Below are 26,202 nucleotides of genomic sequence, written 5' to 3'. Positions count from 1 at the left end.
AATGAGTAAAAAAGGTTTCATATTCGATTTAGATGGTGTTATCGTAGACACTGCAAAGTATCATTTCTTGGCATGGCGAAAGCTTGCTAAAAGCTTGGATATTGATTTTTCTGAAACACAAAACGAACAACTTAAAGGCGTGAGCAGAGTAAAATCTTTAGAAAAGATTTTGTCCTGGGGAAATAAATCTATTTCAGAAGATAAGTTTATGGAGCTTATGGCTAAAAAGAACGATGATTATCTCAGTTTCATTGATAAAATGGATACTCAAGAAATCCTGCCTGATATTCCAAAAGTGCTTAACTTCATTAAAGATAAAAAGCAAGGTATAGCCTTGGGTTCAGCTAGTAAAAATGCAAGAACCATTCTTAAAAAAGTAAAACTTAAAAAAAGCTTTGAAACCATTGTTGATGGAAACGATGTTTCAAAAGCCAAACCAGATCCAGAAGTATTTTTAATAGCTGCAAAACAGCTCAATATCGCTCCAGAACATTGCATCGTTTTCGAAGATTCTGTGGCTGGTGTTAAAGCGGCAAATACTGCAAACATGATTTCCATCGGAATTGGAGAAATATCGATTCTTGGTGAAGCAGATTATGTGTTTAAAGATTTTACCCAAATCTCTGAAGAATTCTTAACCGAACTGATTACTAATTAAAATACCGATTAGAACTTTTCTAATCATTGCATATAAAAATGAATCAAGATTATATCATACCTAATGAATGGTCCATCATTGAAGAAGGCTTTAATAACGAGCGTATAAAATCCTCCGAAAGCCTATTCAGTATTGGTAATGGTGCCATGGGACAACGTGCCAATTTTGAAGAACACTACTCAGGAGATACATTTCAAGGCAGTTATATTGCTGGAGTATATTATCCAGATAAAACAAGAGTTGGTTGGTGGAAAAACGGCTATCCAGAATATTTTGCTAAGGTACTTAACGCACCGAGTTGGATTGGCATAAACGTTATAATCAATGGCGAACAACTAGACCTTTACGCTTGTAAAAAAGTTGAAAATTTTAGAAGAGAGCTTAACATGAAAGAAGGTTGGCTATCACGACGTTTTAATGCCACTTTACAAAATGGAACGGAAATTAGTGTAAATACTAAACGCTTCTTGAGTTTAGACCTTGACGAATTAGGTGCCATCAATTATAATATTAAACCATTAAACAAGGATGCTGAAATTCTTTATCAGCCTTATCTAGATAGTGGTATAACCAACGAAGATTCAAATTGGGATGATAAGTTTTGGGACACCCTTAAGGTGAGCCATCAAAACAACCAAGCCTTCATCAACGCCAAAACCATGAAAACCGATTTTTATATCTGTACGTTCATGGAATCTCAATTATTCATTGATCGCAAATGTATTTTAGTAGAGCCAAACATAAAGGCAGATGCTAATTTTGCTTCTTTTAGCTATAAACAAGCTGTTGAAAAAGGAAGCACCTATACCATACATAAGTTTGGAGGTTATACCGTAGACAGAAATCATGATAAAGATGAACTGATTTCAGAAGCAACTGGAGCTCTAAAAAAAGCCACCCAAAAAGGTTTTAATACACTTTTAAATGACCAGAAAAAAGCCTGGTCCGAAATCTGGGAAATGTCAGACATTACCATAGAAGGCGATGTTAAGGCGCAGCAAGGTATTAGATTCAATATTTTACAATTAAACCATACCTATCTTGGAAAAGATTCAAGATTAAATATAGGGCCTAAAGGGTTTACAGGCGAAAAATATGGCGGAAGCACGTATTGGGATACTGAAGCGTATTGCATTCCTTTTTATATGGCTACTAAAGATCAAGAAGTTGCAAGAAATTTACTTGAGTATAGGTATAATCACTTAGAAAAAGCCATCGAAAACGCTGAAAAATTAGGTTTTAAAAATGGTGCTGCACTTTACCCTATGGTAACTATGAATGGCGAAGAATGCCATAACGAATGGGAAATTACATTTGAGGAAATTCATAGAAATGGTGCTATTGCCTTTGCAATCTTTAACTACCATCGTTTTACTAACGATTACAGCTATATTCCAGAAAAAGGTTTGGAAGTGCTTATTGGTATTGCAAGGTTTTGGCACCAAAGAGCAACATTTTCAACAGATAAAAATAAATATGTAATACTAGGCGTAACTGGTCCTAATGAATACGAAAATAACGTTAATAATAACTGGTACACCAACTATATTGCACAATGGTCTATGACCTATGCACTAGAAAATATCATAAAGGTAAAAGCGGAGTTTTCTACAGACTATACACGTGTAATGCATAAGGTTAAACTATCTGAAGTTGAAATGAAAGAATGGGAAGAAGTGGCTAATAATATGTACTTCCCTTATTCAGAAAAGCATGAGGTTTATTTACAGCAAGATGGCTTCTTAGATAAAGAATTGATTACAGTTTTAGACTTACCAAAGAGCGAAAGACCAATTAACCAAAAATGGTCTTGGGATCGTATTTTGCGTTCACCATACATTAAACAAGCAGATGTGCTTCAAGGGTTTTATTTTTTTGAAGATCATTTTACTAAAGAAGAGCTTGAAAAACATTTTAATTTCTACGAACCATTTACTGTACATGAAAGCTCTTTATCGCCTTGTGTGCATAGTATTCAGGCAGCAAAACTGGGTAAAATGGATCAGGCGTATGAATTCTACTTGCGTACCTCGCGTTTAGATCTAGATGATTACAATAAAGAAGTAGAAGAAGGATTACATATCACTTCAATGGCTGGTACATGGATGAGTATTGTTGAAGGCTTTGGAGGCATGAGAATCAAAGATGGAACATTGTCTTTTGAGCCACAAATACCACAGCAATGGGAAGCCTATTCTTTTAAAATAAATTTTAGAGGTCAAATAATCAAAGTAAATGCATGCCAAGGACACACGCATTTTGAGCTAGAAGGCGATCAAGACCTTGATATTTTGGTAAATGGTAAAGCCGTTACCATATCACCAAATAAATTAACAACCGTTTAAAAACTAGTATTATGAAGAAACTAATTCTATTAATCGTTATTAGCTTCTTCTTTTCGTGCAAACAAGATAAGAAGGACAACAGCCAAACTATTACGAACACTGAAGAGGTGTCTAATCAGTCATTAAACAGAGTTGAGCCACCAAATTGGTGGATTGGAATGAAAAACACAGAGCTTCAGCTTCTAGTACATCATGATGATATTGGTGATTATAAACCAAGTATATCCTATAAAGGTGTTACTATTAAGAAGGTACACAAGGCAAAGAGTCCTAATTACCTATTTATCGATCTAGCTATAGAAAATGCTTCTGAAGGGAAGTTTGACATTGAGTTCACTAACGAATCTGGAGATAAAAAAACACATACTTTCGAGTTAAAACAGCGAGAAAAACCTGCAGAAGATTATGTAGGTTTTAATAGTTCTGATGCACTCTATCTCATAACTCCAGATCGCTTTGTTAATGGTGATATTTCAAATGACACACCTCTGGCTAACGAAGGAGAAATAGCATTGCAAGAAAACATCATAAATAGATCTGATAACTATGCCAGACATGGTGGCGACATAAAAGGTGTTACGAATCATATCGATTATATCCATGACCTTGGTTTCACAGCTATTTGGCCTCAGCCATTATTAACAAACGATATGAAAGAAGGCTCATATCATGGTTATGCCGTTACAGATTTATATCAAATTGACCCACGATTTGGCACAATCGCAGAATACCAACAATTATCGGCAAAGCTCAAGGAAAAAGACATGAAGCTTATTATGGACCAAGTGGCCAATCATTGTGGTTTATATCATTGGTGGATGAACGATTTACCCTTTGAAGATTGGCTAAATTATCAAGAAAATTACGAAACCAATAAGGAGAATTGGAACTGGGAAGTGACTAAACATTCTAACCACAGACGCACCACCAATCAAGATTTATATGCTTCTGAAGCTGATAGAAAAGGTAATAACCAAGGATGGTTTGTAGCAACGATGCCAGATCTCAACCAGCGTAACCCCTTTATGGCAAGATATCTCATTCAAAATAGTATTTGGTGGATTGAAACTGCTCAATTAGATGGTATTAGGCAAGACACCTATCCTTATCCTGATAAAACCTTTATGAGTGATTGGGCTGGAGCCATTATGACTGAATATCCAAACTTTAGCATCGTTGGAGAAGAATGGAGTTACAATCCCCTTCTAATTGGGTATTGGCAAGAAGGCGCCAACAACAAAGATGGTTACGATTCTAATTTAAAATCAACAATGGATTTTGCCATGCAAAAAAAGGTAGTTGAAGGAATTAGTGAAGAAGAATCTTGGGATAAAGGTCTGGTTAAAATTTATGAAGGCTTGGCCAATGACTTCCATTATGCTAGCCCAAAGGATATCATGATTTTTCCTGATAATCATGATATGAGTCGCATTTTCACCCAAATGGATGGAAGTGTAGAAAACACTAAAATGGCTTTGGCAACTTATGCCGTATTGCCAAGAATTGTGCAAATGTACTATGGTACAGAAATTCTAATGGACGATTTTGAAAAGCCTGGAGACCATGGTTTAATACGTACAGATTTTCCTGGAGGATGGGAAGAAGATTCCGTTAATGCCTTTACAGGAACTGGACTTTCCGAGGAGCAAAAAGATATGCAAGCATTCGTATCAAAGGTATTCAACTACAGAAAAAATAGTGAAGCAATCCATAAAGGTAAAACCATTCACTTTGCACCATTTGCAGGTACTTACTTTTTATATAGAACATTTGAAGATGAAACCGTTGTTCTTATTCTAAATAAAAATGAAGACATCATTTCCATAGACCTTAATTATCAACAAGAAATAGGGCTGAAAGGGAAAACTTTAAAAAATATCATTACTGGTGAGCATGTAAAATGGGGTGAAGTCATGGATTTAAGATCTAAAGGTGTTACCCTCTTAACAACCAACCTTTAAATATGAAAAACATACTAGTACTACTTGTATTATGCGTTATATGTTCTTGTAAAAATGAGAAGGGCCAGATAAAGGGTCAGAGTTCAAATGACACTGATGCAACTAGCGTAACCATTTTTTCAGAACTCAACTCCGCTGAATTATCCAGCGGCACACTGTATAGATCAGATCGTTTTCCATCACAATATATTATGCCAAGACCAGTGGATGTTTGGTTACCTAAAGGATATTCAAAAGATAAAAAATACGCAGTACTTTACATGCATGATGGGCAAATGCTATTTGACAGTACAACGACTTGGAACAAACAAGAATGGAAAGTAGATGAATGGGCAACACAACTCATGGAAGAGAATAAAACCAAAGATTTTATTGTTGTAGCAGTTCATAATATTCCTAAGGTACGCTGGCAAGATTTATTTCCTCAAAAAGCGTTTAAAAACATAAATCTAAAGGTTAGAGATTCTCTAATTACAATGGCAAAACAGAATAATTTTAACACTAACCTTAATGGTGATAATTATTTAAAATTTATTGTTGAAGAGTTAAAGCCTATTATCGATAGTACATATTCCGTTTACAACAATAGAAATGAGACTTTTATTATGGGTTCTAGTATGGGAGGATTAATGAGTATGTATGCCATGTCTGAATATCCTGAAATTTTTGTTGCTGCTGCCTGTATCTCAACCCATTGGGTTGGTGTAATGCCGAAGCAAAATAATCCTTATCCCGATGCCATCTTTAAATATATGTCTGAACATTTTCCTATAGCTGGACAACATAAGGTATATTTTGATTATGGTAACAAAACTTTAGATCAGTTTTACCCTCAATATGCACCTAGAGTAGATAGTATTCTAAAAGAAAAAGGATATACAGATTCAGATTCAAAAAATCTATTCTTTGAAGGTACAGATCATTCAGAAAACTCATGGAATAAACGCTTAGATCAACCACTAATCTTTTTGTTAGGCAATAATTAAATGAAAAAAATCTTTCTTTACATAGTCATATTACTATTAGCTTTTAATGTCTCGGCTCAAGTTACAATTGTGGTAGACAAGCTACCAGAAGAGACACCAAAAGATGCTTCTATTTTTATTTCTGGTGGTTTTGAAGATTGGACTGGTGGTCAAGACAAGTATAAGTTAGAGAAAAAAGAAGGTACCTATCTAATCACTTTACAAACAACAAAAAACTTGTTGTTTAAATTCACTCAAGGATCATGGCAATCTGTAGAATGTAATAACAAAGGTGAAGCTATAGACAATCGAAATTTTATTTTCGAAAAACCTAACGACACCATACATGTAGAAATAGAAGGTTGGTCTAATTCATTTGACCTTTCAAAAGCATCAACAGCAGCCAAGAATGTATCTATTATTTCAGAAGAGTTCTACCTAGTGGAGCTCAATAGAAAACGTCGTATTTGGTTGTATTTACCTCCAGATTATTATTCATCAAACGCATCCTATCCTGTTGTTTACATGCACGATGGCCAAAACCTGTTTGATAATAAAACTGCTTATTCAGGTGAGTGGAATGCTGATGAGACCATGAATACATTATTTAGAGACCACAATCTTAAGCTAATTATTGTTGGTATTGATAATGGTAGCGATAAACGATTAGATGAATATTCACCTTGGACAAATACTAAATATGGTGGTGGCGAAGGAGAAGCCTATATCAATTTCATTAAAAACACTCTCAAACCATTTATTGATACTAATTACAACACCTTAACAGATAATACTAATACTGCAATTATTGGAAGCTCAATGGGAGGATTAATCTCACATTATGCTGCACTTAAATATCCAAATATCTTCGGAAAAGCAGCAATATTTTCGCCATCTTACTGGTTTGCACCAAAAAAGGTTAGTGAATTTTCTGAAGCTAATGCCAATAACAAAACTTCGAAATTGTATTTCCTCGCAGGAGGAAAAGAAGGTAATAACGTTGCATTCAATGAAATAAGCCAAACGGCAAAAGATATGAATAGTATGGTTGAATTGCTTAAAACTGAAGGATTCTCAGCTGAAAATATTCAATCTAAAGTCACACCTGAAGGCAAACACAACGAAAAGTTTTGGCGTGAAGAATTTAAAGATGCCATTTTATGGTTATTTCCTGAAGCTATTAAAAAAAGACAGTTCGTTTCTGCAAATCAAACAAATGCTGGATTAGAGATTAAAGTTTCAGACGGAACGTATAATATTCAATTTTATACTAAAGATATTGTTGAAACGTCTTTTATCCCAGAAGGTGAAACTGTTAACAATGAATCTCATGCTATCATTTTAAACCCAACAGAGCTAGTGCTCAATTTCGATGATGATGATGAACAACTTCGTTTTACCTCTAAAGGTCTTTCGGTAAAAATAGATAAGAACCCATTTAAAATAGCTTATGAGTATAACGGAAAACCAATAGTATCTGAACGAAATGGCTATCAAAAAAATGATGCCTTTGAAACCATCCAATTTGGTGTAACTGATAATGAGGTGTTGTATGGTGGAGGAGCCAGAGCATTAGGTATGAATCGTCGAGGAAACCGCTTGCGACTATACAATAAAGCACATTATGGTTATGAAACCGAATCAAAACTCATGAATTATACGATGCCAATCGTGATGTCATCGAATAAGTATATGTTACATTTTGACAATGCGCCAATTGGGTATTTAGATTTAGATAGCAGAAGTGATAATACAGTGACTTATGAAACCATTTCTGGTCGTAAAATCTATCAGGTTATTGCAGGTGAATCATGGTATGATATTTTAGACAGTTATACCGATTTAACAGGAAAACAACCTATGTTACCTCGTTGGGCTTTAGGTAATTTCTCAAGCAGATTTGGATATCACTCGCAACAGGAAACTACAGAAACGATTAATACATTTAGAGAAGAAGAGATCCCTGTGGATGCCATTATCCTAGATTTATTTTGGTTTGGTAAAGATCTTAAAGGCACTATGGGAAATTTAGAATTTCATAAAGACTCCTTTCCTAATCCAACGCAAATGATCAAAAATTTAAGATTTAAAGACGTTAAAACTATTCTAATTACTGAACCTTATATTCTAACAACATCAAATAGATGGGAAGAAGCAGTAAAGGAGAATATTCTTGCAAAAGATTCTATAGGAAATCCTGCAACCTACGATTTCTATTTTGGTAATACAGGAATTATAGACATTTACAACCCAAAAGGAAATCAATGGTTTAAAAACATTTATAAAGACTTATCCCAATTGGGAGTTAATGGATTTTGGGGAGATTTAGGCGAACCAGAAGTACATCCAAGTTGGGTACAACATACTACAGGCAGTGCAGATGAAATTCATAATATCTATGGACACGACTGGGCAAAATTAGTTTATGACGCAAGTATAGAAGCCAATCCAAATAGTCGTCCTTTTATATTAATGCGAGCAGGATATTCTGGCTCGCAACGTTATGGCATGGTGCCTTGGTCTGGTGATGTTAATAGAACTTGGGGCGGATTACAAAGTCAGCCAGAAATAGCCTTACAAATGGGCATGCAAGGTTTGGCTTATATGCACTCTGATTTAGGTGGCTTTGCAGGCGACAACTTAGATGATGAGCTTTATGTTCGTTGGTTGCAGTATGGTATTTTTCAGCCTATCTTTAGACCACATGCTCAAGAAAGTGTACCTAGTGAGCCTGTGTTTAGAAGTGAAAAGGCTAAGGTATTAGCCAAAGAAGCTGTAGAATTGAGATATCGATTTTTACCCTACAATTACGATCTAATGTTTGACAACAATCAAACAGGAGCTCCACTAATGCGACCTTTGTTTTTTGAAAATACAACAAACTCTAAATTATCAACTTATTCAAGTTCGTATTTCTGGGGAGAAGATATTTTGGTCACTCCTATTTTAAATGCAGCGCAAAAAGAACAAACAATTTATTTCCCAAAATCTTCAGATTGGTTTGATTTTTATTCTACTAATCAATACAAAGGTGGAACACAAATTAACTATAAACTCAATGAAAATACAATTCCAACTTTTGTAAGAGCTGGTGCATTTTTACCAATGTCTAAAACGATTCAATCAACTTCAGCATATGATCCTAATGATTTGATCGTACATTACTTTTTTAATGCTTCTACAAAAGAAAGCGTACGTCATTTTTATAATGATGATGGAAAAACAAATATGGCTTTTGAAAAAGGCATGTATGAGCTTTTAGAGTTTAAAAGTACTTTTAAAGCATCCGAATTAAAAATTGAAATGGAAGCTAAAATTGGAAGAAAATTTCTACCTCAAAACAAAAATATTGCATTGGTTATCCATAATATAACTAAACTTCCAAAACGCATTAAATTAGGAAATAAGAAAGTCAAAGGAACTTATAATAGCAAAAAGAAAACGCTCACTATTCCTGTAAAATGGAATACCTCTAAAGATTTAAAAATTAAACTAAAATTAAACTAATGAAACATCTATTAACTTTTGTTTTTATATCACTTATAGTATCGTCTTGCAAGAAAGATGAAAAAGAAGCACAAGTGGCAACACTAGAAAATGAAGTCGCTAAAAACGTCATTGAACCTGTTTCCAAGGACATGATGGAAACAGCAATCATTTATGAAGCAAACATTCGTCAATATTCACCTGAAGGTTCCTTTGATGCTTTTACTAAAGATATTCCTCAATTAAAGCAATTAGGTGTTAAAGTGATTTGGTTAATGCCAGTTTTTCCTATTTCAGAGACAAAACGTAAAGCAACTGGTGGAAAATTTGCATCAGAATTTCCTGAGAACGAGCGCAAAAAATATTTAGGTAGTTATTATGCAGTTACTGACTTTACTAAAATAAATCCAGAATTTGGTGACATTGAAGACTTTAGATCGCTTGTAAAAACAGCACATGAGAATGATATCTATGTAATTTTAGATTGGGTTCCTAATCATACAGGTTGGGATCATGAGTGGTTAAAATCAAATCCAGAGTACTATACACAAAACGAAAATGGAGATGTTATTCATCCAGAAGGCACAGACTGGACAGATGTTGCAGATCTAAATTACGATAATAAAGAGATGCGTAAAGAAATGATTGAAGATATGAAGCATTGGATAATTAATGAAAATATTGATGGCTTTAGATGCGATGTAGCAGGTTCAGTACCAACAGATTTTTGGAAAGAAGCTATACCACAGCTTAGAGCAGAAAAAGATCTTTTTATGCTAGCAGAAGCTTGGGAACCAGAATTATTAAAAGGAAATTTATTTGATATGGCTTATGGTTGGGATACGCATCATGTTATGAATCATATCGCACAAGGAAAAGAAAATGTTGAAGCTTGGGACAAACGTATGGAAACCATAAATGAGCTTTATGAAGATGACGATATTCTTATGAATTTTGTTACTAACCATGACGAAAACTCTTGGAATGGCACTATAAAAGAGCGCATGGGAAATGGTGCTGAACTCTTCACAACTTTGAGCTATGTCGCTCCAGGTATACCTCTTATTTATTCTGGTATGGAATATGACATGAGCCATCGTTTAAAGTTTTTCGAAAAAGATTCTATTCCTAAAACCAAAGGTGAAATGTGGTCTGTTTTAAATAAATTGGCTAATCTAAAGAGTAGAAGCTCTGCATTGCATGGTGGTAAAAATGCAGCAAGTTATACCAGGTTAGAAAATGATAATAAAAATATTTTAAGTTTTACCAGATCAAAAAACAATACCTCGATCACCTTTTTAGCAAATATGAGTAATCAACAGCAAACAGTTAGTAATATGCTTAATGGTAAATATCAAGATTATTTGACTAGTACAATGGAAACTTATGACTCTTCCACATCATCAATTACACTTCAACCTTGGGAATATAAAATCTTATTACACTAAGCACATGAAAAAATTAGCCTTTCTTTTTGTTGTATTATTTGTCTTTAATTGTAAAGACAAAAATTCTAATACACTTATTGGAGATCATGTTTTAGAACCTTCACTCACAGAAGCTCCTTTTGTATGGAACGCAGCAAATATTTATTTCTTGCTAACCGATCGTTTTAATAATGGTGATAGTACTAACGATATTAATTTTAATCGCACCAAAGAAACAGGTATACTCAGAGGTTTTAAAGGTGGCGATCTTAAAGGTATTACCCAAAAAATAAATGAAGGCTATTTTACAAATTTAGGAATCAATGCCATCTGGATGACACCAATTGTAGAACAAATTCATGGTGGCACAGATGAAGGTACAGGACTAACTTATGGATTTCATGGCTATTGGACTAAAGATTGGACTAATATTGATCCCAATTATGGTACTAAAGAAGATTTAAAAGCATTGGTTGATGCTGCACATGCTAAGGGTATTCGTATACTGCTAGATGCTGTTATTAATCATACTGGTCCTGTTACAGAAAAGGATCCTGTTTGGCCTAATGATTGGGTAAGAACAAATCCACAATGTAAGTACGATACTTATGAAAATACAATTACTTGTACATTGGTAAAAAACTTACCAGATATTAAAACCGAAAGTAATGATAATGTTGAGTTACCTCCTCAATTAGTTGAAAAATGGAAAGCCGAAGAACGTTATGAGCAAGAAATAAAAGAATTGGATGCGTTCTTTGCAAGAACAGGCTATCCTAGAGCACCACGTTTCTACATAATGAAATGGCTCACAGATTATATTGATGAATTCGGCATTGATGGCTATAGAGTTGATACTGTAAAACATACTGAAGAATATGTTTGGCAGGAGTTTAAAGATCAATGTGATTATACATTTTCAGAATACAAAAAAAAAAATCCTGATAAAGTATTAGACGATAACAACTTTTATTTAGTTGGTGAAGTTTACAATTATAATATAAGTGGAGGACAGTATTTTGATTTTGGTGATAAAAAGGTTAACTATTTTGATGATGCTTTTCAAAGTTTAATAAACTTTGAATTTAAATGGAATTCTAAAGAGTTAGATTATGAGGCACTTTTTAAACGTTATTCTAATGTGCTTAAAACAGATTTAAAAGATTATGGTGTATTAAACTATTTAAGTTCTCATGACGATGGTCAACCTTTTGATGCTCATAGAGAGCAACCATTTAAAACTGCTAATAAATTATTATTAGCTCCAGGTACATCTCAAGTTTATTATGGCGATGAATCTGCACGACCTTTAGTTATTGAAGGAACGGTTGGCGATGCAACCCTTCGCTCATTTATGAACTGGAAAGACATTGAAAGTTATACTGGCACGAAAGAAATCCTTACACATTGGCAAAAGCTAGGTCAGTTTAGAGCTAAACATACAGCAGTTGGTGCTGGTACACATCAAATGTTAACCCAAGAACCCTATCTATTTTACAGAAGTTATCAAAAAGATAATTTTAGAGATCTTGTTGTCATAGGTTTACATCTTAAAAAGGGTGAGAAAATAGTAAACGTTTCTAAACTATTTAAAAACGGTGACCAATTACGAGATGCTTATTCTGGTCAAGTAGTTAAAGTTGATAAAGGCCTTGTAAATATTACCTCAGATTTTGATATCATTTTATTAGAAAAAATTAATTAGCGCTCTTTTAAATTTAGTCTTAACAACGTAACATTTTTACTGTAAAGTAGTCTACTAATTATCGACTAACCAATAATTAGTACCTTTGTTTAGACTCAATACTGATCGTATGAAAATTATTCACTCTAAGAATAAAGATGTGCAATTACCTATGAAGCAATTCATTAGCTTTAAAAAAGTTATTGATTTCTATGGCGCATATGCCGATGATGAAAATCACCCTTATCATAAATCTGCTAAAGAAATAAGAGCTTATTTACTTCAATATTCAGATTTAATTGAAGGGTTTGATGATTTCACTTTAATAGAAAAATATAGCGAGCAAATAGCACTTGTTTTAGATGGATTATTTCCAGAGATTCTATCAGAAAATGAAATCAAGGCTGCGAGTATACCTTTCTCTTTTACATCTTTTAATTTTTCGAAGCGATTTGAAACCATTTTAGATAATGCAGGTAAGGATTATGAAATTACGCTAAGAAATCTTGAAGAAGATAAATTATACATCAATGCATGCGCAATGATCCTAGGTTTTTATTATGGTAAACCAATGGATATAAAAAGACCTTTTTTGTTTGATATTCCTAATAACAAAACTGGAACAATGCATCATTATAGAGTGGCTTTTAATGCAGATTTCACCGAAATTATTAAAACAGATTCAGCACCCGAAATTACAGACGAGGATTATAAACTGCTTTTAGATAACTTTGATAATATTGACATTTGGAAAGAAAAATTTCCTCCAAATAGCTATATATACAAAGGCTTTGGTATTATGAATTTGTTTGATGTTACTACAGATGAAACGATTTCTTCCATACGCACAGATCTTTTAAAGACTGGTGATGATCTCATTACAAACCTCCAAAATGACCTAAGAGAGTTTTTCAATATTAAAGATTTAATGATGGGGTTCTCAATCTTTGATATAGTACATAATCAAATTTGCTCAACAAAGGCCAAGAAGTCTAAAAGTCTTATTTTAAGTGATGAACTTTCTCAGAACTGTAATGGTTTCTTTTGTAACGGAATAATAACTAAAGTTTTTAAAAATAAAGAACCTATTGCTATTTCTGATGTTGAAAAATATGGACAACATACAGATGGTAATCCTTTTTACCAAAGACTTAAAGAAAAAGGTATACATAGTATTATTTTATTACCAATAAAAGCTACAGCTAATGATGATTTAGCAGTTTTAGAGATTGCATCACCAAGACCATTTGAGTTAAACTCAGTAAATCAGCAAAGACTCAAAGATATTATTCCAGCTTTTGAGGCTGCAGTTGAACGCTCATCAGAAGAGCACCAAAACACTTTAGAAGCAACAATTCAACAACACTATACATCGATTCATCCAACAGTAAAATGGCGTTTTTATGAAGCAGCAGAAAAGTATTTTGCTGCTTTAGAAAGTAATGAGGACAACCCAAAAATTGACGAAATCGTTTTTGATGATGTCTATCCACTTTTTGGCCAAAGTGATATCAAAGGATCTTCATTAGCTCGAAATCATGCCATACAAGAAGATTTAACCACACAACTCACTCTCGCAATAGACGTTCTAAGAAAAGCTTGTGATACGGAACAACTTCCTATATACAAAGAACTTATGTTCAGAGTTGAAGAATATTTAGTAGAGGTTAAAAAAGGGCTTAAAGCTGGTGATGAAATCGGCATATTAGATTTCTTAAAAAAAGATATATACCCTGTTTTTAGACATATTAAAGAAATTAATAACGAGCTTAAATCTTTAGTAGAAGTTTACAAAAATCGCTTAGACAAAGATTTAAATGTTGTCTATGAAAAGCGAAAGGCATACGAAGATAGTGTTATGATTCTAAATGATAAGCTATCTAACTTTTTAGATAAAAAACAAGACGAAGCTCAGCAAATGTTTCCACATTACTTTGAACGCTATAAAACAGATGGTGTTGAATATAACATGTACATAGGACAGTCCTTAGTTAAGCACAAAACCTTTGACGAATTATACTTATACAATCTAAGATTATGGCAATTACAAAATATGTATGAAATGGAGCAAGTTGCTCATCAAGCAAAAAATGACATGGATCATAAACTTGATGTTGCATCGCTTATTTTAGTGCATAGTAATGCTATGGCTATTAAATTTAGAATGGATGAGAAGCAGTTTGATGTTGATGGCGCTTATAATATTAGGTATGAGATTATTAAAAAACGAATAGATAAAGCACATATAAAAGGAACCAAAGATCGTCTTACTGTTCCTGGTAAAATTGCTATTGTTTACTCACAAGACAAAGATGCAAGAGAATATAAAAAATATATAAAATACCTTCAATCTAAGGGTTGTTTTGGTAAACTTGAAGAATTAGAATTAGAAGATTTACAAGGTGTATCTGGTTTAAAAGCTCTAAGAGTTGAGGTAATTTATCAAGAGCATTTTTGTGATAAGTCTTCAGTTACTATTGATGAATTAATGGAAGAGTTTAAATAATGGATGACAAAAATCTAGACATTTATAAAGCCGTTATTAATGCATGTTCAAATATAGAGTTAAAAGGTAAAAATATGCTTTACACTTCAGATAATGGTTATATGTTTTCTCTTTACAATAAAGCTGGTGACATTGGATTCAGGTTTTCTGAAGCAAGAAAAAAAGAACTCATAAATCAATTAAATACTACTGATTATAAATCTTATGGTGCCACAATGCGTGGCTATGTAAAAATGCCTAAAAGTCTTTTTAAGGATATCTCAAAACTCAGAGAATACCTAATAGAAAGTCATAACTATGTGATGTCACTTGAGCCTAAATAAGACAAAATATTCATTGCAGCTCTAGGGTCTTCGCCTCCACTTTGTAGATAAAATGCAACGCCAAAAGCAATAACACTAATTAATATACCAATCATAAATACAGTGTAGGTGTGCCTTAACAAATTATATTTTCTATTTAAAACAAGACCCAAGAAATAAAGGTCTTTTGTTAAAGAACCATACAAATAATCTCTATCCTTCATCATTTCAGTCATAGCCCATTCAAACTCAGGTAAACTCATTTTATGAAAATTACCAAAAAACATTAAGTTCACTTTTTTGTTAGCTACATCTTCTTTGTTAAACTTACCTCTGGTAACATTTGGCCTCGTTGCAATTACAGACATCGTTATAGATGCTACTGTAAAAACTAAAAATATTAAAGTTGGATAAATTAAATACGAATTAGAAGGGTTATCTAATTTAGGAAGTAAATTAGATAAAGCCACAGAAATAATAATCGCATTAACTGAAAGTAAAATATTTGCTTTAGTATCTGCAATATCACTTAAAGTAATATGGTTTCGTAATGCTACTCTAAACATGGTTTCAATACCACGTTCTGGTAATTCTACCTTGCTTTTCTTAAAAGCTAATTCTTCCTTTTTATGTTTAAGTTTAGAGTGTTCAAGCTTAGTTTTATTTTGTGTTTTCAGTAATGATGCTAAACTTTTTCCTTTTTGTTTTTCCCATTTAGAAGCAGCGTAAAACGTATAAAACTGATGGTGATTCATAAGAAAATCAATATTAGTTTCTTGCCACTCTTCATCTGTAAATACAAGGTCTTGAGTAACTTCCCACTCTTTTCTTAGTAACTGCTTAAAATCAGCATAATTTTTACTTCCTACATGAGAACTATCAGCATCTCTAATAATTTTTCCTAAGATGGTTTTAGGCTCATAAGACATTTCAGTAGCAAGTATTATTGCTTCTACAGTAATAATATCTTTTTCCTCTAAGCCTTTATCTTTAAGAAAATCTCTAGCAATTAAAGCACTCTCTTCCTCATGTCCTTTAATCGTTTTTGTGTAACCAGAATCATGAAACCAAGCTGCAATTATTAAATTCTGAGACTCAGATTCAGAAATTGTCTCTGTTTCTATTATCTCTTTTGTTTTTTCTACGACGCGTTGTGTATGTGAGAGGTTATGGTAAACAAAAGAACTATCTAAATTCTCATAAAAATGATTGACAATAAATTTTTCAACGTCTTCAAGTAAAGTGCTCATAGTTTTAAAAATTACGAAGTAAAAATACTAAACTTTAATGAACACAAAATTTATGATATTGGTATTTAGTATTGAAATATAAGAATTGTAAGTAAACTGAACTTTTTTCGACTATATTTAGGTTAAAATAAGCATATTATTAACTAACAAGAAAGGACCCTAAAGTATGCTAACTTGGAAAAACGTTATTAACTTTTCCGTAAATGGAAATCCTACTCCAGATAGACGAGTAGAAAAATCTGAAAGTGAATGGGAAGCTCAATTAACTCCAGAACAATTTAGAATTACAAGACAAAAAGGTACGGAAAGACCTCATAGTGGTGCTTTGTGTAGCATTTATGACGAAGGCCAATACAATTGTGTATGCTGTGATACACCATTGTTCGATTCTACAATAAAATTTAGTTCTGGTACTGGCTGGCCAAGTTTTACCCAACCCATAAAAGAAAACGCTATCAAGTACGAAAAGGATTCTTCTTTTGGTATGGTTCGCGTTGAAGTTATGTGCAATTCTTGTGACGGACATTTAGGACATGTGTTTCCTGATGGTCCTGAGCCAAGCGGATTGCGTTATTGTGTAAATTCTGAATCTATGATTTTGAATAAGGAGGTTGTAAATGAAAACTAAAGACTTGCACTTAGCCACTGTTGGTGGTGGTTGCTTTTGGTGTACAGAAGCTGTTTTTCAAGAGGTAAAAGGGATTGAAAACGTAGTTTCTGGTTATTCTGGAGGCAATGCTCCAGGGCATCCAACCTATCGTGAAATTTGTTCTGGTTTAACTGGTCATGCAGAAGTGGTACAAATTACTTTTGATGCTAATGCGATTTCTTACGAAGATATTTTAGTCATTTTTATGACCACTCACGATCCTACTACTTTGAATCGTCAAGGTGCAGATCGTGGCACTCAATATCGTTCTGTTATTTTCTATCATAATGATTCTCAAAAAGAAATTTCTGAAATTGTTCTTAAAGAATTACAAGCTTATTATGAGGATCCAATAGTTACAGAAATTTCAGCTTTAGATATCTTTTATGAAGCTACTAAAGAACACCAAGATTATTATAAAAATAATCCATCTCAAGGCTATTGTAGTTTTGTTATAAAACCAAAACTTGCTAAACTGAGACAGTTACATTCAGATAAATTAAAGCCATGAAGATAAAACTTTATGGAGCAGATCGTTGTCATAAAACACAACACTACAAAACATTTTTAGAAACTCGTAACTTAGATTACGAGTTTCTAGATGTTGAACGCAATAGTAATGCAGCCGCAGAATTACGTAACTTATACAAGAATAGGAAACTTAATTTTCCAACAATAACCATTACCACTAAAAAACTGAGGAATCCATCTGACAAAGATTTACTAAAATGGATTGAAAAACTAACATGAAGCTCAATATAAAAAATACATTCAGTAAAGCATTACCAGCAGATGCAATTACTAAAAATACAAGGCGACAAGTTGAACAGGCTTGCTTTTCTTATGTTAGACCAAAGAAAACTTCAAAACCAAAACTTCTTCATGTATCTCCAGAAACTATAAAAACTTTAGGAATTACAGCTGAAGATGCTTGCAGTAAAGATTTTTTAAATGTCTTTACTGGTAATTCGGTATTAGCTAATACAAACCCATATGCCATGTGTTATGGAGGTCATCAATTTGGTCATTGGGCAGGACAATTAGGTGATGGTAGAGCCATTAACCTTACTGAAATAGAACACAATCATAAATATTGGACACTTCAACTCAAAGGTGCTGGAGAAACTCCCTACTCCAGAACCGCAGACGGTTTAGCCGTTTTACGTTCTTCCATTCGTGAGTATTTATGTAGTGAAGCCATGCATCATTTGGGTATCCCAACAACGAGGGCTTTGTCTCTGGCAATGTCTGGTGATGATGTTATGCGAGATATGCTTTACGATGGTAATGCTGCGTATGAAAAAGGAGCTATTGTTTGTAGAGTTGCGCCTTCGTTTTTACGATTTGGCAGTTATGAGATTTTTGCAGCAAGACAAGATCATAAGACGTTGAAAACCTTAGTCGATTTCACCATCAACAATTATTTCGCTCATTTAGGCAAACCTTCAAAAGAGATCTATCTTAAATTTTTTAAAGAGGTTACTGATCGTACATTAGACATGATAATTCATTGGCAACGCGTAGGCTTTGTTCATGGCGTAATGAACACAGATAATATGTCTATTCTTGGATTAACTATAGATTATGGTCCTTATGGTTGGTTGGAAGGTTTTGATTTTGGTTGGACACCAAACACCACAGACAAACAACATAAACGTTATCGTTATGGCAACCAACCTAATATTGGACTTTGGAATTTATACCAATTAGCCAATACATTATTCCCATTAATTAAAGAGACTGAGCCTTTAGAATCTATTTTGGAATCCTACAAAACAAATTTTGAACAAAAGTCAATAGATATGATGCGTTCTAAACTTGGTTTATTAACTAAAAAATCTACCGATCAAAAACTAATACTCGCTTTAGAAGATCTATTACATGCTACTGAGACAGATATGACCATATTCTTTAGAAACCTTAGCAGTTTCAAAAAAGAAGATGCTAAAAAAGGGCTAACTATTATTAATGATGCATTTTATAATAGCACTGAAGTGTCAGATAGCCTAAGGCAGCAGTGGAAATTATGGTTTATTGATTATGGGAATCGATTAAAGAATGAATCAATTTCTGATACTGAACGACAAAATAAAATGAATTCCGTTAATCCTAAATATATATTTAGAAATTATATGGCACAACTAGCCATTGATGATGCAGAAAAAGGTGACTATACTTTAATTGATGAATTATTTAATCTACTAAAAAAACCATACGATGAACAACCCGAAAATGAAAAATGGTTTGCTAAGCGCCCAGAATGGGCAAGACATAAAGTAGGCTGTTCCATGTTATCGTGTAGTTCTTAATAAAAAAATAAGATGAAAAGCACTAGATTAAAAATACAAAACAAAAGAGGTTATACTCTGAATGCTTTTTTAGAATTACCTGCAAATCAAAAACCCAATCACTATGCTATTTTCGCACACTGCTTTACCTGCAGTAGTAGTTTAGGTGCTGTAAAACATGTCAGTAGAGCACTTACTAATCATGGTTTTGGAGTCGTTCGTTTTGATTTTACTGGTTTAGGTAGAAGTGAAGGTGAATTCGCAGAAAGTCATTTTTCAGCAAATGTAGACGACCTAATTTCGGTTAGTGATTTTATGAAAGCTAATTACGATGAACCTTCATTATTAGTTGGTCACTCACTTGGTGGTGCAGCAGTTATTGTTGCTGCTTCTAAATTAAAAAGAATAAAAGCTGTTGCTACTATTGGAGCACCTTCTAAAGTTAACCATGTAACACATTTATTTTCTCATGGTATTGAAGAGGTAAAAGAAAAAGGTGAAGTAGAAATTAATATTGGTGGACGACCATTTAAAATTAATCAAGAATTTGTTGAGGATTTTAGCAAAACAGATCTGCCTAATATTGTAAAAAACCTCAGGAAACCATTACTCATTATGCATGCACCTTTCGATACCATTGTAGCAATTGACAATGCCGAAAAATTATATCATAATGCTCATCATCCTAAAAGTTTTATCACTTTAGATGATGCAGATCATTTACTTTCAAATACTAGAGATAGTGTTTATGTTGGAAATATGATTGGTTCTTGGGTACAACGTTATTTTCCAAAACAGAAAAATATAATGTTAGAAACCAAGGGTGAACAATTGGTTGGACATTTAAACTTACTTGAAGATAATTTTACGACTTCTATTCAAACAAAAAATCACACGATGTTAGCAGATGAGCCTGCTTCTATTGGAGGTGATGATTTTGGCCCTTCGCCTTACGAGTACTTAAATGCAGGTTTGGCAGCATGTACAGTAATGACTTTAAAAATGTATGCGAATCGCAAACAGTGGGATTTGCAAGAAGTATTTGTTTATATTTCTCATTCTAAAAAACATAGTGATGAATTAGATGTAGATGTTGAAAAATCCGGTTACTTAGATCATATTAGCAAAAAATTAAAATTTGTTGGCAACTTAGATGAAGCCCAAAAACAACGTTTAAAAGAAATTGCTTCGCGTTGTCCTGTTCACAAAACCATTGCCAGTGAAGTCATTTTTCATACTGAAATATTAAATACTTAATTCAATGAATCTAATAGCGAATTTAAAAGCATACTTTTCAAAGAAAATAGATAATCTAGAAACTGGAAATGCTCCTAATGGAGTTTGTCCTAATTGTTGGGGAAAACAAGAATGGGATGGTGAGTTTTACAAAAAAATTAAAGCTAATAACATTACTCCAGAACACCACACATATACAAGTTTTATACACGAAGTAGCCGAAAAATTAGATAAAATAGTATTAAAAGAAGACTCCTACGAATGTGAAACTTGCAAAACAACATTTAATACCTAAACATACTTAAAATCAAGGCTTTAATTAATTTAACTTTTGTAGTTGTTCGCTTGTAATACTTTAAGTTTAGTTCAAACCAAGATGGCTTATCCATAATAGCTTTTTGATGTGAGAATGTATCAAAACCAAATTTACCATGATAACTTCCAATACCACTATGTCCTACTCCACCAAAAGGTAGTTCAGAATTGGTGTAATGCATAACCGATTCATTTACACAACCTCCACCAAAAGAAATTTCATTGAGTATTTTTCTTTTAATGTTCCGCTTTTTAGTATGTAAATAAAGTGATAACGGTTTTTCAAATTGCTTTACAACATGTAAAGCTTCATCTAAATTATTAAAAGAAAGCACTGGAAGAATTGGTCCAAATATTTCCTCAGACATAATCTTATCTTCAAGAGTTATATCTGTCATAACCGTTGGATAAATGAGTCGCTCATTCTCATCTGTTTCTCCACCAAAACTCACTTTATCCTTATCAATTAAACCCTCAAGTCTTTTAAAATTTTTGTTATCAATAATCTGAACATAATTTTCATTATGTATTGAATAATTATGCTGTTCAATTTCTTTGTAAACAAGTTCTAGGAAGCGTTCTTTAATAGATTCATCGACCAGGACATAATCTGGAGCCAAACAAGTCTGACCTGCATTTAAGTATTTTGACCAAACCAAACGTTTTACACCCATTTTTAGATTGGCATCTTTAGTGAAAATCGCTGGGCTTTTTCCTCCTAATTCAAGAGTTACATCTGTTAAGTTTCTAGCTGCTGCTTGGTATACAATTTTGCCAACTACAGTGCTCCCTGTAAAAAACACCTTATCAAACTTTAAATTAAGTAAAGCAGTAGTTTCAGGAATACCACCTTCAACAACCTTTAAAAACCCTTCATCAAAATTAGAATTGATTAATTCAGTGATTACTTTACTCGTATGCGACGGAATTTCACTTGGTTTAATAATAACTGTATTACCAGCAGATATGGCATAAATAGCAGGAAGTAATGATAATTGAATTGGATAATTCCAGGCTCCAATTACTAAAACGCTACCTAAAGGCTCTTTTTTTATATAACTCTTTGCAGGAATATTAAGAATGTTCGTAGAGACCTTAGTAGACTTTGTCCAACGATCCAATTTCCTAAGAATAGTTTTAATAGTTTTATACATAGGATAAAGCTCTAATACTAAATTTTCTTTACTGGAACGTTTAAAATCTTTATAAACCGCTTCATTTAATTTGGATTCATTAGCAATTAAAAGCTGTTTTAATTTTTTTAATTGCTGCTTCCTAAATTTTAAATCCTTTGTTGATTGAGTGTCAAAAAAAAGATGCTGTTTATTTAGAAGGTCGTCAAAGTTCATTAAAAGGGAATTTCTGGTAAAAATAAGTATAATGATATTGAAGCTCAAATTAGTGAAAAATAAAAAAATTCTTACCTTTAAAATCGCTAACTAACATTCCTATGACCAATAAAAACTCTCTGCTATCCATAATAGTGGTATTGCTGATTAACTCATGTGCTACTTTTAAAGCGCAATACAGTGATTCTGTAACTCAAAATGAAGCTCCCGATAAAACTATTTCACATTCGTTTTATCTTATTGGAGATGCTGGTAACTCAGAGTTAGGAGAATCTTCAGAAGCCTTAAAAGCATTTAAAGAAGAATTAGCTAAAGCCAAAAAAAATAGTACAGCAGTCTTTCTTGGCGATAATATTTACAATAAAGGATTACCAAAAAAATCGAATCCAGATTATAAGCTAGCTAAACATCGCTTAGATGTTCAAATTGATGCTGTAAAAAATTTTGAAGGCAACACTATTTTTATACCAGGAAATCATGATTGGTATTCTGGAATAAAAGGACTTAAAGATCAAGAAAAACGTATTGAAGATGCGTTAGGTAAAAACACATTTTTACCAGAAAATGGTTGCCCAATAGAGCGCGTTAAAATTTCTGAAGACGTTATCTTAATTATAGTCGATAGTCATTGGTATTTAACCAACTGGGATAAACATCCTACAATTAACGACGATTGCGATATTAAAACAAGAACTGGTTTTCTCGCTGAGTTTAATAGTCTCATTAAAAAGGCTCGTGGTACAACTACTGTAGTTGCTATTCATCATCCTATGTATACTAATGGATCACATGGTGGTCAATATACTTTTGGTAGTCATATGTCTCCAATTCCTGTAATTGGTACCATTAAAAATATTGTTAGAAAAACAGGTGGTATCGTTGATGTAGATCTTCAAAATTCGAGATACAATGATCTTAAAAAGCGCTTAATAACACTTGCACAAGCTAATAAAAAGGTGATTTTCACATCTGGTCATGATCATAATTTACAATATATTATTGAGGATAATTTGCATCAAATAGTTAGTGGTTCTGGCTCAAAAGTTTCAGCAACACGTAATGTTGGTGGTGGTGTTTTTTCATATGGAACTCCAGGTTATGCAAGACTTGATGTGTACCAAGATGGCTCTTCTCATGTACAATTCTATTCTACAGACGATAAGAAAATTGTTTTTCAAACAGAAGTGTTTTCAGCAATTAAATCAAACTCTACTGTAAATTATAGTGATAATAATGCGTCTCATACTTCAGCTTCTATTTATACCAAAGAAGAAACTGAAGTAGGTGGTTTACATAAGTTTCTATGGGGAGAACGTTACAGAACATATTACAGTACAGCAGTAAAAGCACCTAATGTAAAATTAGACACCTTATTTGGTGGTTTAACTGTAGTTAGAAAAGGTGGTGGTAACCAATCTAAATCGTTGCGTTTAGAAGATAAAAATGGTACGCAATATGTTATGAGAGCTTTAAGAAAACAGGCTTTACAATATTTACAAGCCGTTTTATTTAAAGATCAATTTATTGAAGGTCAATTTGATGATACAGCTACCGAGAAACTTATTCTAGATGTATTTACTGGTTCGCATCCTTATGCGCCTTTTGTTGTTGGAGACCTAGCAGATGCTGCAGGTGTTTATCATACAAACCCTGTTTTGTATTACATACCAAAACAAGAACGCTTGGGTGATTATAATGAAGATTTTGGAGATGAATTATACATGATTGAAGAGCACACATCTGAAGGTCATAGCAATAAAGCTAGTTTTGGGTACCAAGACAAATTATTGAGTACTGACGATATGCTAAAAAGAATTCATAAAGATGAGGATATTGTTATTGATGAAGCTACTTATATTAAGGCAAGATTATTTGATATGCTAATTGGTGATTGGGATAGGCACCAAGACCAATGGCGTTGGATTGAGTTTAAAGAAAATGGTAAAAAAGTATACAGACCAATGCCAAGAGATAGAGATCAAGCATTTTCTAAAATGTCTGATGGCTTTTTACTGAGCGCTGCTGTTAAGTTTTTACCTACGGCACGTTTGCTCAGAGCATACAGTGACGATTTAAAAGATGTAAAAGGTGTAAATGTAGAACCTTACCCTTTAGACATGGAGTTAATTGCACAATCTGGTAGAGATGTTTGGAATGCTCAAGTAAAGTTAATACAAGACAATGTTACTGATGAAGTTATTGAAAAAGCTTTTTTAAATATTCCTGAAGAAGTCAGAGACGAAACTATTAATGATATCAAAAATAAATTAAAAGCACGTCGTAGCAATCTTCAAAAAATCTCAGATCGCTATTTTGATCTTATTAATGCTTATGGTGTTATTAAGGGTACAAATAAAGATGATTGGTTTGATATTGAACGTTTACCCAATGGCATTACTAAGGTTACTGCTTATCGTATAAAAGATGGTGAGAAAAAAGATAAATTCCATGAACGAAGCTATAGTAGTGAAGACACAAAAGAAATTTGGATTTATGCTTTAGATGATGATGATACATTTCATGTTCATGGTACTGGTGACAACTACATTAAAATGAGGCTGGTTGGTGGTCAAAACAATGATACCTATAATATAGAAAATGGGAAACGTGTAACCTACTATGATTATAAATCTAAGAAAAACACAATTGTAACTAAAAAAGGTAAAAAGAAGCTGACAGACAATTACGCTACCAATGTTTACGATTATCATAAACTTAAAAATAGTACTTCACAGATTGTACCTACTTTTGGTGCAAATCCTGATGATGGTTTAAGAGTTGGTCTAAGCACCTTGCTAACTACTTATGGTTTTGAACGTAATCCGTTCACAGCTAATCATAGTTTTTCTGCCCTCTACTATTTTGCAACAAGTGGTTTTGATTTTAATTACAGTGGAGAATTCGCTAACCTTTTTCCAAATATTAACTTCGGAATAGATTTACAGTTTAACAGTCCTAATTATGCGGTTAACTTTTTTGGTTTTGGGAATGAAACTCCAAATCCTGAAGCAGATGAAGATGATGGATTAGATGTAGATTTAGATTATAACCGAGTAAAAATAAGAAGAATCAAAGCATCACCATCATTAATTTGGCGAGGACAACAAGGTGGAAGTTTAGAAGTTGGTTTAACTTATGAATCTAACGAGGTAGAACGAACTGCTGGACGATTTATTGGATTACTTGCAGCTAACGATCCTGTTTTTGATAAGCAAGATTTTTATGGTGTTGATGCAACGTATCACTTTGAAAACAAAGATAATGATGCTTTCCCAACTCTTGGCTTACTAACTTCATTGCAGGTTGGTTATAGAAATAATGTTGACACTTCTAAAGGATTTGGATACCTCATTCCTCAATTAGGGTTTGATTATAAATTAATACCAAGTGGACAATTAGTTTTAGCAACACACATTAGAGCTCATATTAATTTAGGTGATGATTTTGAGTTCTATCAAGGTGCAGTATTAGGAGCAAATACTGGGCTGAGAGGTTATCGTTTTCAAAGATTTACTGGTAAAACAGCTTTCTCACAATCTACAGATATACGTTGGAATTTTGGTAGCTTAAGAACTGGACTTATGCCTATTCATATTGGTGTATTTGGAGGTGTAGATTATGGTCGTGTTTGGGTAGATAATGATAACTCTGACAAATGGAATAACTCTTTCGGTGGAGGTTTTTTCTTTAATATGGCACAAATGATGTCTGCAAATCTTGGTGCTTTTAATAGTGCAGATGGCTTACGATTAAACTTTAGACTAGGTTTCGGTTTTTAATA

The 26,202-nt window shown here is 33.2% G+C and carries 18 protein-coding genes; 16 read left to right on the top strand and 2 right to left on the bottom strand.

The features are described from left to right. The first annotated feature begins 1 nt into the window (after window position 1). The 9 genes from pgmB to RM697_RS09695 all read left to right on the top strand — a co-directional run bounded on the left by pgmB (window position 2) and on the right by RM697_RS09695 (window position 15,355). Window positions 2–658: a beta-phosphoglucomutase gene (gene pgmB / locus RM697_RS09735; RefSeq protein WP_311427696.1), complete on the top strand. Its 657-nt coding sequence runs from the start codon at window positions 2–4 to the stop codon at window positions 656–658. Window positions 659–696: 38 nt separating this feature from the next. Beyond that, window positions 697–3,003, top strand: a complete 2,307-nt coding sequence (locus RM697_RS09730) for a glycoside hydrolase family 65 protein (RefSeq protein ID WP_311427695.1) — start codon at window positions 697–699, stop codon at window positions 3,001–3,003. An 11-nt stretch (window positions 3,004–3,014) separates the two neighbouring features. Then, window positions 3,015–4,964, top strand: coding sequence for a glycoside hydrolase family 13 protein (locus RM697_RS09725; protein ID WP_311427694.1), 1,950 nt, complete (start codon window positions 3,015–3,017; stop codon window positions 4,962–4,964). Window positions 4,965–4,966: 2 nt separating this feature from the next. Beyond that, window positions 4,967–5,950 (top strand): alpha/beta hydrolase, encoded by a 984-nt coding sequence (locus RM697_RS09720; RefSeq protein ID WP_311427693.1) that lies wholly within the window; start codon window positions 4,967–4,969, stop codon window positions 5,948–5,950. After that, window positions 5,951–9,436 carry a TIM-barrel domain-containing protein gene (locus RM697_RS09715; protein WP_311427692.1) on the top strand — a complete coding sequence of 1,162 codons (3,486 nt, stop codon included), beginning with the start codon at window positions 5,951–5,953 and terminating at the stop codon, window positions 9,434–9,436. It begins immediately after the preceding gene. Further along, window positions 9,436–10,863 (top strand): alpha-amylase family glycosyl hydrolase, encoded by a 1,428-nt coding sequence (locus RM697_RS09710; RefSeq protein WP_311427691.1) that lies wholly within the window; start codon window positions 9,436–9,438, stop codon window positions 10,861–10,863. The genes RM697_RS09715 and RM697_RS09710 overlap by 1 nt, the downstream gene beginning before the upstream one ends. Before the next feature lie 4 nt (window positions 10,864–10,867). Next, window positions 10,868–12,547 (top strand): alpha-amylase family glycosyl hydrolase, encoded by a 1,680-nt coding sequence (locus tag RM697_RS09705; RefSeq protein WP_311427690.1) that lies wholly within the window; start codon window positions 10,868–10,870, stop codon window positions 12,545–12,547. A gap of 109 nt (window positions 12,548–12,656) precedes the next feature. Continuing rightward, complete coding sequence (locus RM697_RS09700) at window positions 12,657–15,032, top strand: GAF domain-containing protein (protein WP_311427689.1); 2,376 nt, start codon at window positions 12,657–12,659, stop codon at window positions 15,030–15,032. Next, a complete protein-coding gene (locus tag RM697_RS09695) occupies window positions 15,032–15,355 on the top strand; it encodes a hypothetical protein (RefSeq protein WP_311427688.1) in 324 nt (107 codons plus the stop codon). Before RM697_RS09700 ends, RM697_RS09695 begins: the two co-directional genes overlap by 1 nt. On the opposite strand, the gene RM697_RS09690 is transcribed toward RM697_RS09695, so the two are convergent. Continuing rightward, window positions 15,328–16,584, bottom strand: coding sequence for a Pycsar system effector family protein (locus tag RM697_RS09690; protein WP_311427687.1), 1,257 nt, complete (start codon window positions 16,582–16,584; stop codon window positions 15,328–15,330). The genes RM697_RS09695 and RM697_RS09690 overlap by 28 nt on opposite strands. A gap of 166 nt (window positions 16,585–16,750) precedes the next feature. Here RM697_RS09690 and msrB point away from each other — a divergent pair, with 166 nt between their 5' ends. Genes msrB through RM697_RS09660 form a run of 6 tightly spaced genes read left to right on the top strand, consistent with a single transcriptional unit; the run spans window position 16,751 to window position 21,052 of the window. Further along, window positions 16,751–17,212 carry a peptide-methionine (R)-S-oxide reductase MsrB gene (gene msrB, locus RM697_RS09685; RefSeq protein ID WP_311427686.1) on the top strand — a complete coding sequence of 154 codons (462 nt, stop codon included), beginning with the start codon at window positions 16,751–16,753 and terminating at the stop codon, window positions 17,210–17,212. Next, window positions 17,202–17,744, top strand: coding sequence for a peptide-methionine (S)-S-oxide reductase MsrA (msrA, locus tag RM697_RS09680; RefSeq protein ID WP_311427685.1), 543 nt, complete (start codon window positions 17,202–17,204; stop codon window positions 17,742–17,744). Before msrB ends, msrA begins: the two co-directional genes overlap by 11 nt. Then, window positions 17,741–17,983 (top strand): glutaredoxin family protein, encoded by a 243-nt coding sequence (locus RM697_RS09675; RefSeq protein WP_311427684.1) that lies wholly within the window; start codon window positions 17,741–17,743, stop codon window positions 17,981–17,983. Before msrA ends, RM697_RS09675 begins: the two co-directional genes overlap by 4 nt. Then, the gene (locus tag RM697_RS09670) at window positions 17,980–19,542 is read left to right on the top strand and encodes a protein adenylyltransferase SelO (RefSeq protein WP_311427683.1); all 1,563 of its coding nucleotides are present in this window, start codon (window positions 17,980–17,982) and stop codon (window positions 19,540–19,542) included. Before RM697_RS09675 ends, RM697_RS09670 begins: the two co-directional genes overlap by 4 nt. A gap of 12 nt (window positions 19,543–19,554) precedes the next feature. Next, complete coding sequence (locus RM697_RS09665) at window positions 19,555–20,778, top strand: bifunctional alpha/beta hydrolase/OsmC family protein (RefSeq protein ID WP_311427682.1); 1,224 nt, start codon at window positions 19,555–19,557, stop codon at window positions 20,776–20,778. A gap of 4 nt (window positions 20,779–20,782) precedes the next feature. Then, window positions 20,783–21,052, top strand: a complete 270-nt coding sequence (locus tag RM697_RS09660; protein WP_311427681.1) for a hypothetical protein — start codon at window positions 20,783–20,785, stop codon at window positions 21,050–21,052. On the opposite strand, the gene RM697_RS09655 is transcribed toward RM697_RS09660, so the two are convergent. Next, complete coding sequence (locus tag RM697_RS09655) at window positions 21,042–22,421, bottom strand: aldehyde dehydrogenase family protein (protein WP_311427680.1); 1,380 nt, start codon at window positions 22,419–22,421, stop codon at window positions 21,042–21,044. The two genes, RM697_RS09660 and RM697_RS09655, sit on opposite strands and share 11 nt — an antisense overlap. 101 nt (window positions 22,422–22,522) lie before the next feature. On the opposite strand from RM697_RS09655, the gene RM697_RS09650 reads away from it, so the two are divergent. Beyond that, a complete protein-coding gene (locus tag RM697_RS09650) occupies window positions 22,523–26,200 on the top strand; it encodes a metallophosphoesterase (protein ID WP_311427679.1) in 3,678 nt (1,225 codons plus the stop codon). The last annotated feature ends 2 nt before the right edge of the window (window positions 26,201–26,202 follow it).

This window comes from Microcosmobacter mediterraneus (genome assembly GCF_031846265.1).
GTDB lineage: Bacteria > Bacteroidota > Bacteroidia > Flavobacteriales > Flavobacteriaceae > Microcosmobacter > Microcosmobacter mediterraneus.
This window is presented reverse-complemented; position numbering and strand designations above follow the sequence as displayed.

Bases quoted from the DNA above. Each gene is read 5' to 3' on its own strand.
- RM697_RS09725 (WP_311427694.1), top strand. From the start codon at position 3,015: ATGAAGAAACTAATTCTATTAATCGTTATTAGCTTCTTCTTTTCGTGC.
- pgmB (WP_311427696.1), top strand. From the start codon at position 2: ATGAGTAAAAAAGGTTTCATATTCGATTTAGATGGTGTTATCGTAGAC.
- RM697_RS09715 (WP_311427692.1), top strand. From the start codon at position 5,951: ATGAAAAAAATCTTTCTTTACATAGTCATATTACTATTAGCTTTTAAT.
- RM697_RS09705 (WP_311427690.1), top strand. From the start codon at position 10,868: ATGAAAAAATTAGCCTTTCTTTTTGTTGTATTATTTGTCTTTAATTGT.
- RM697_RS09730 (WP_311427695.1), top strand. From the start codon at position 697: ATGAATCAAGATTATATCATACCTAATGAATGGTCCATCATTGAAGAA.
- RM697_RS09720 (WP_311427693.1), top strand. From the start codon at position 4,967: ATGAAAAACATACTAGTACTACTTGTATTATGCGTTATATGTTCTTGT.
- RM697_RS09660 (WP_311427681.1), top strand. From the start codon at position 20,783: ATGAATCTAATAGCGAATTTAAAAGCATACTTTTCAAAGAAAATAGAT.
- RM697_RS09700 (WP_311427689.1), top strand. From the start codon at position 12,657: ATGAAAATTATTCACTCTAAGAATAAAGATGTGCAATTACCTATGAAG.
- msrA (WP_311427685.1), top strand. From the start codon at position 17,202: ATGAAAACTAAAGACTTGCACTTAGCCACTGTTGGTGGTGGTTGCTTT.
- RM697_RS09665 (WP_311427682.1), top strand. From the start codon at position 19,555: ATGAAAAGCACTAGATTAAAAATACAAAACAAAAGAGGTTATACTCTG.
- RM697_RS09695 (WP_311427688.1), top strand. From the start codon at position 15,032: ATGGATGACAAAAATCTAGACATTTATAAAGCCGTTATTAATGCATGT.
- RM697_RS09655 (WP_311427680.1), bottom strand. From the start codon at position 22,421: ATGAACTTTGACGACCTTCTAAATAAACAGCATCTTTTTTTTGACACT.
- RM697_RS09690 (WP_311427687.1), bottom strand. From the start codon at position 16,584: ATGAGCACTTTACTTGAAGACGTTGAAAAATTTATTGTCAATCATTTT.
- msrB (WP_311427686.1), top strand. From the start codon at position 16,751: ATGCTAACTTGGAAAAACGTTATTAACTTTTCCGTAAATGGAAATCCT.
- RM697_RS09650 (WP_311427679.1), top strand. From the start codon at position 22,523: ATGACCAATAAAAACTCTCTGCTATCCATAATAGTGGTATTGCTGATT.
- RM697_RS09675 (WP_311427684.1), top strand. From the start codon at position 17,741: ATGAAGATAAAACTTTATGGAGCAGATCGTTGTCATAAAACACAACAC.
- RM697_RS09670 (WP_311427683.1), top strand. From the start codon at position 17,980: ATGAAGCTCAATATAAAAAATACATTCAGTAAAGCATTACCAGCAGAT.
- RM697_RS09710 (WP_311427691.1), top strand. From the start codon at position 9,436: ATGAAACATCTATTAACTTTTGTTTTTATATCACTTATAGTATCGTCT.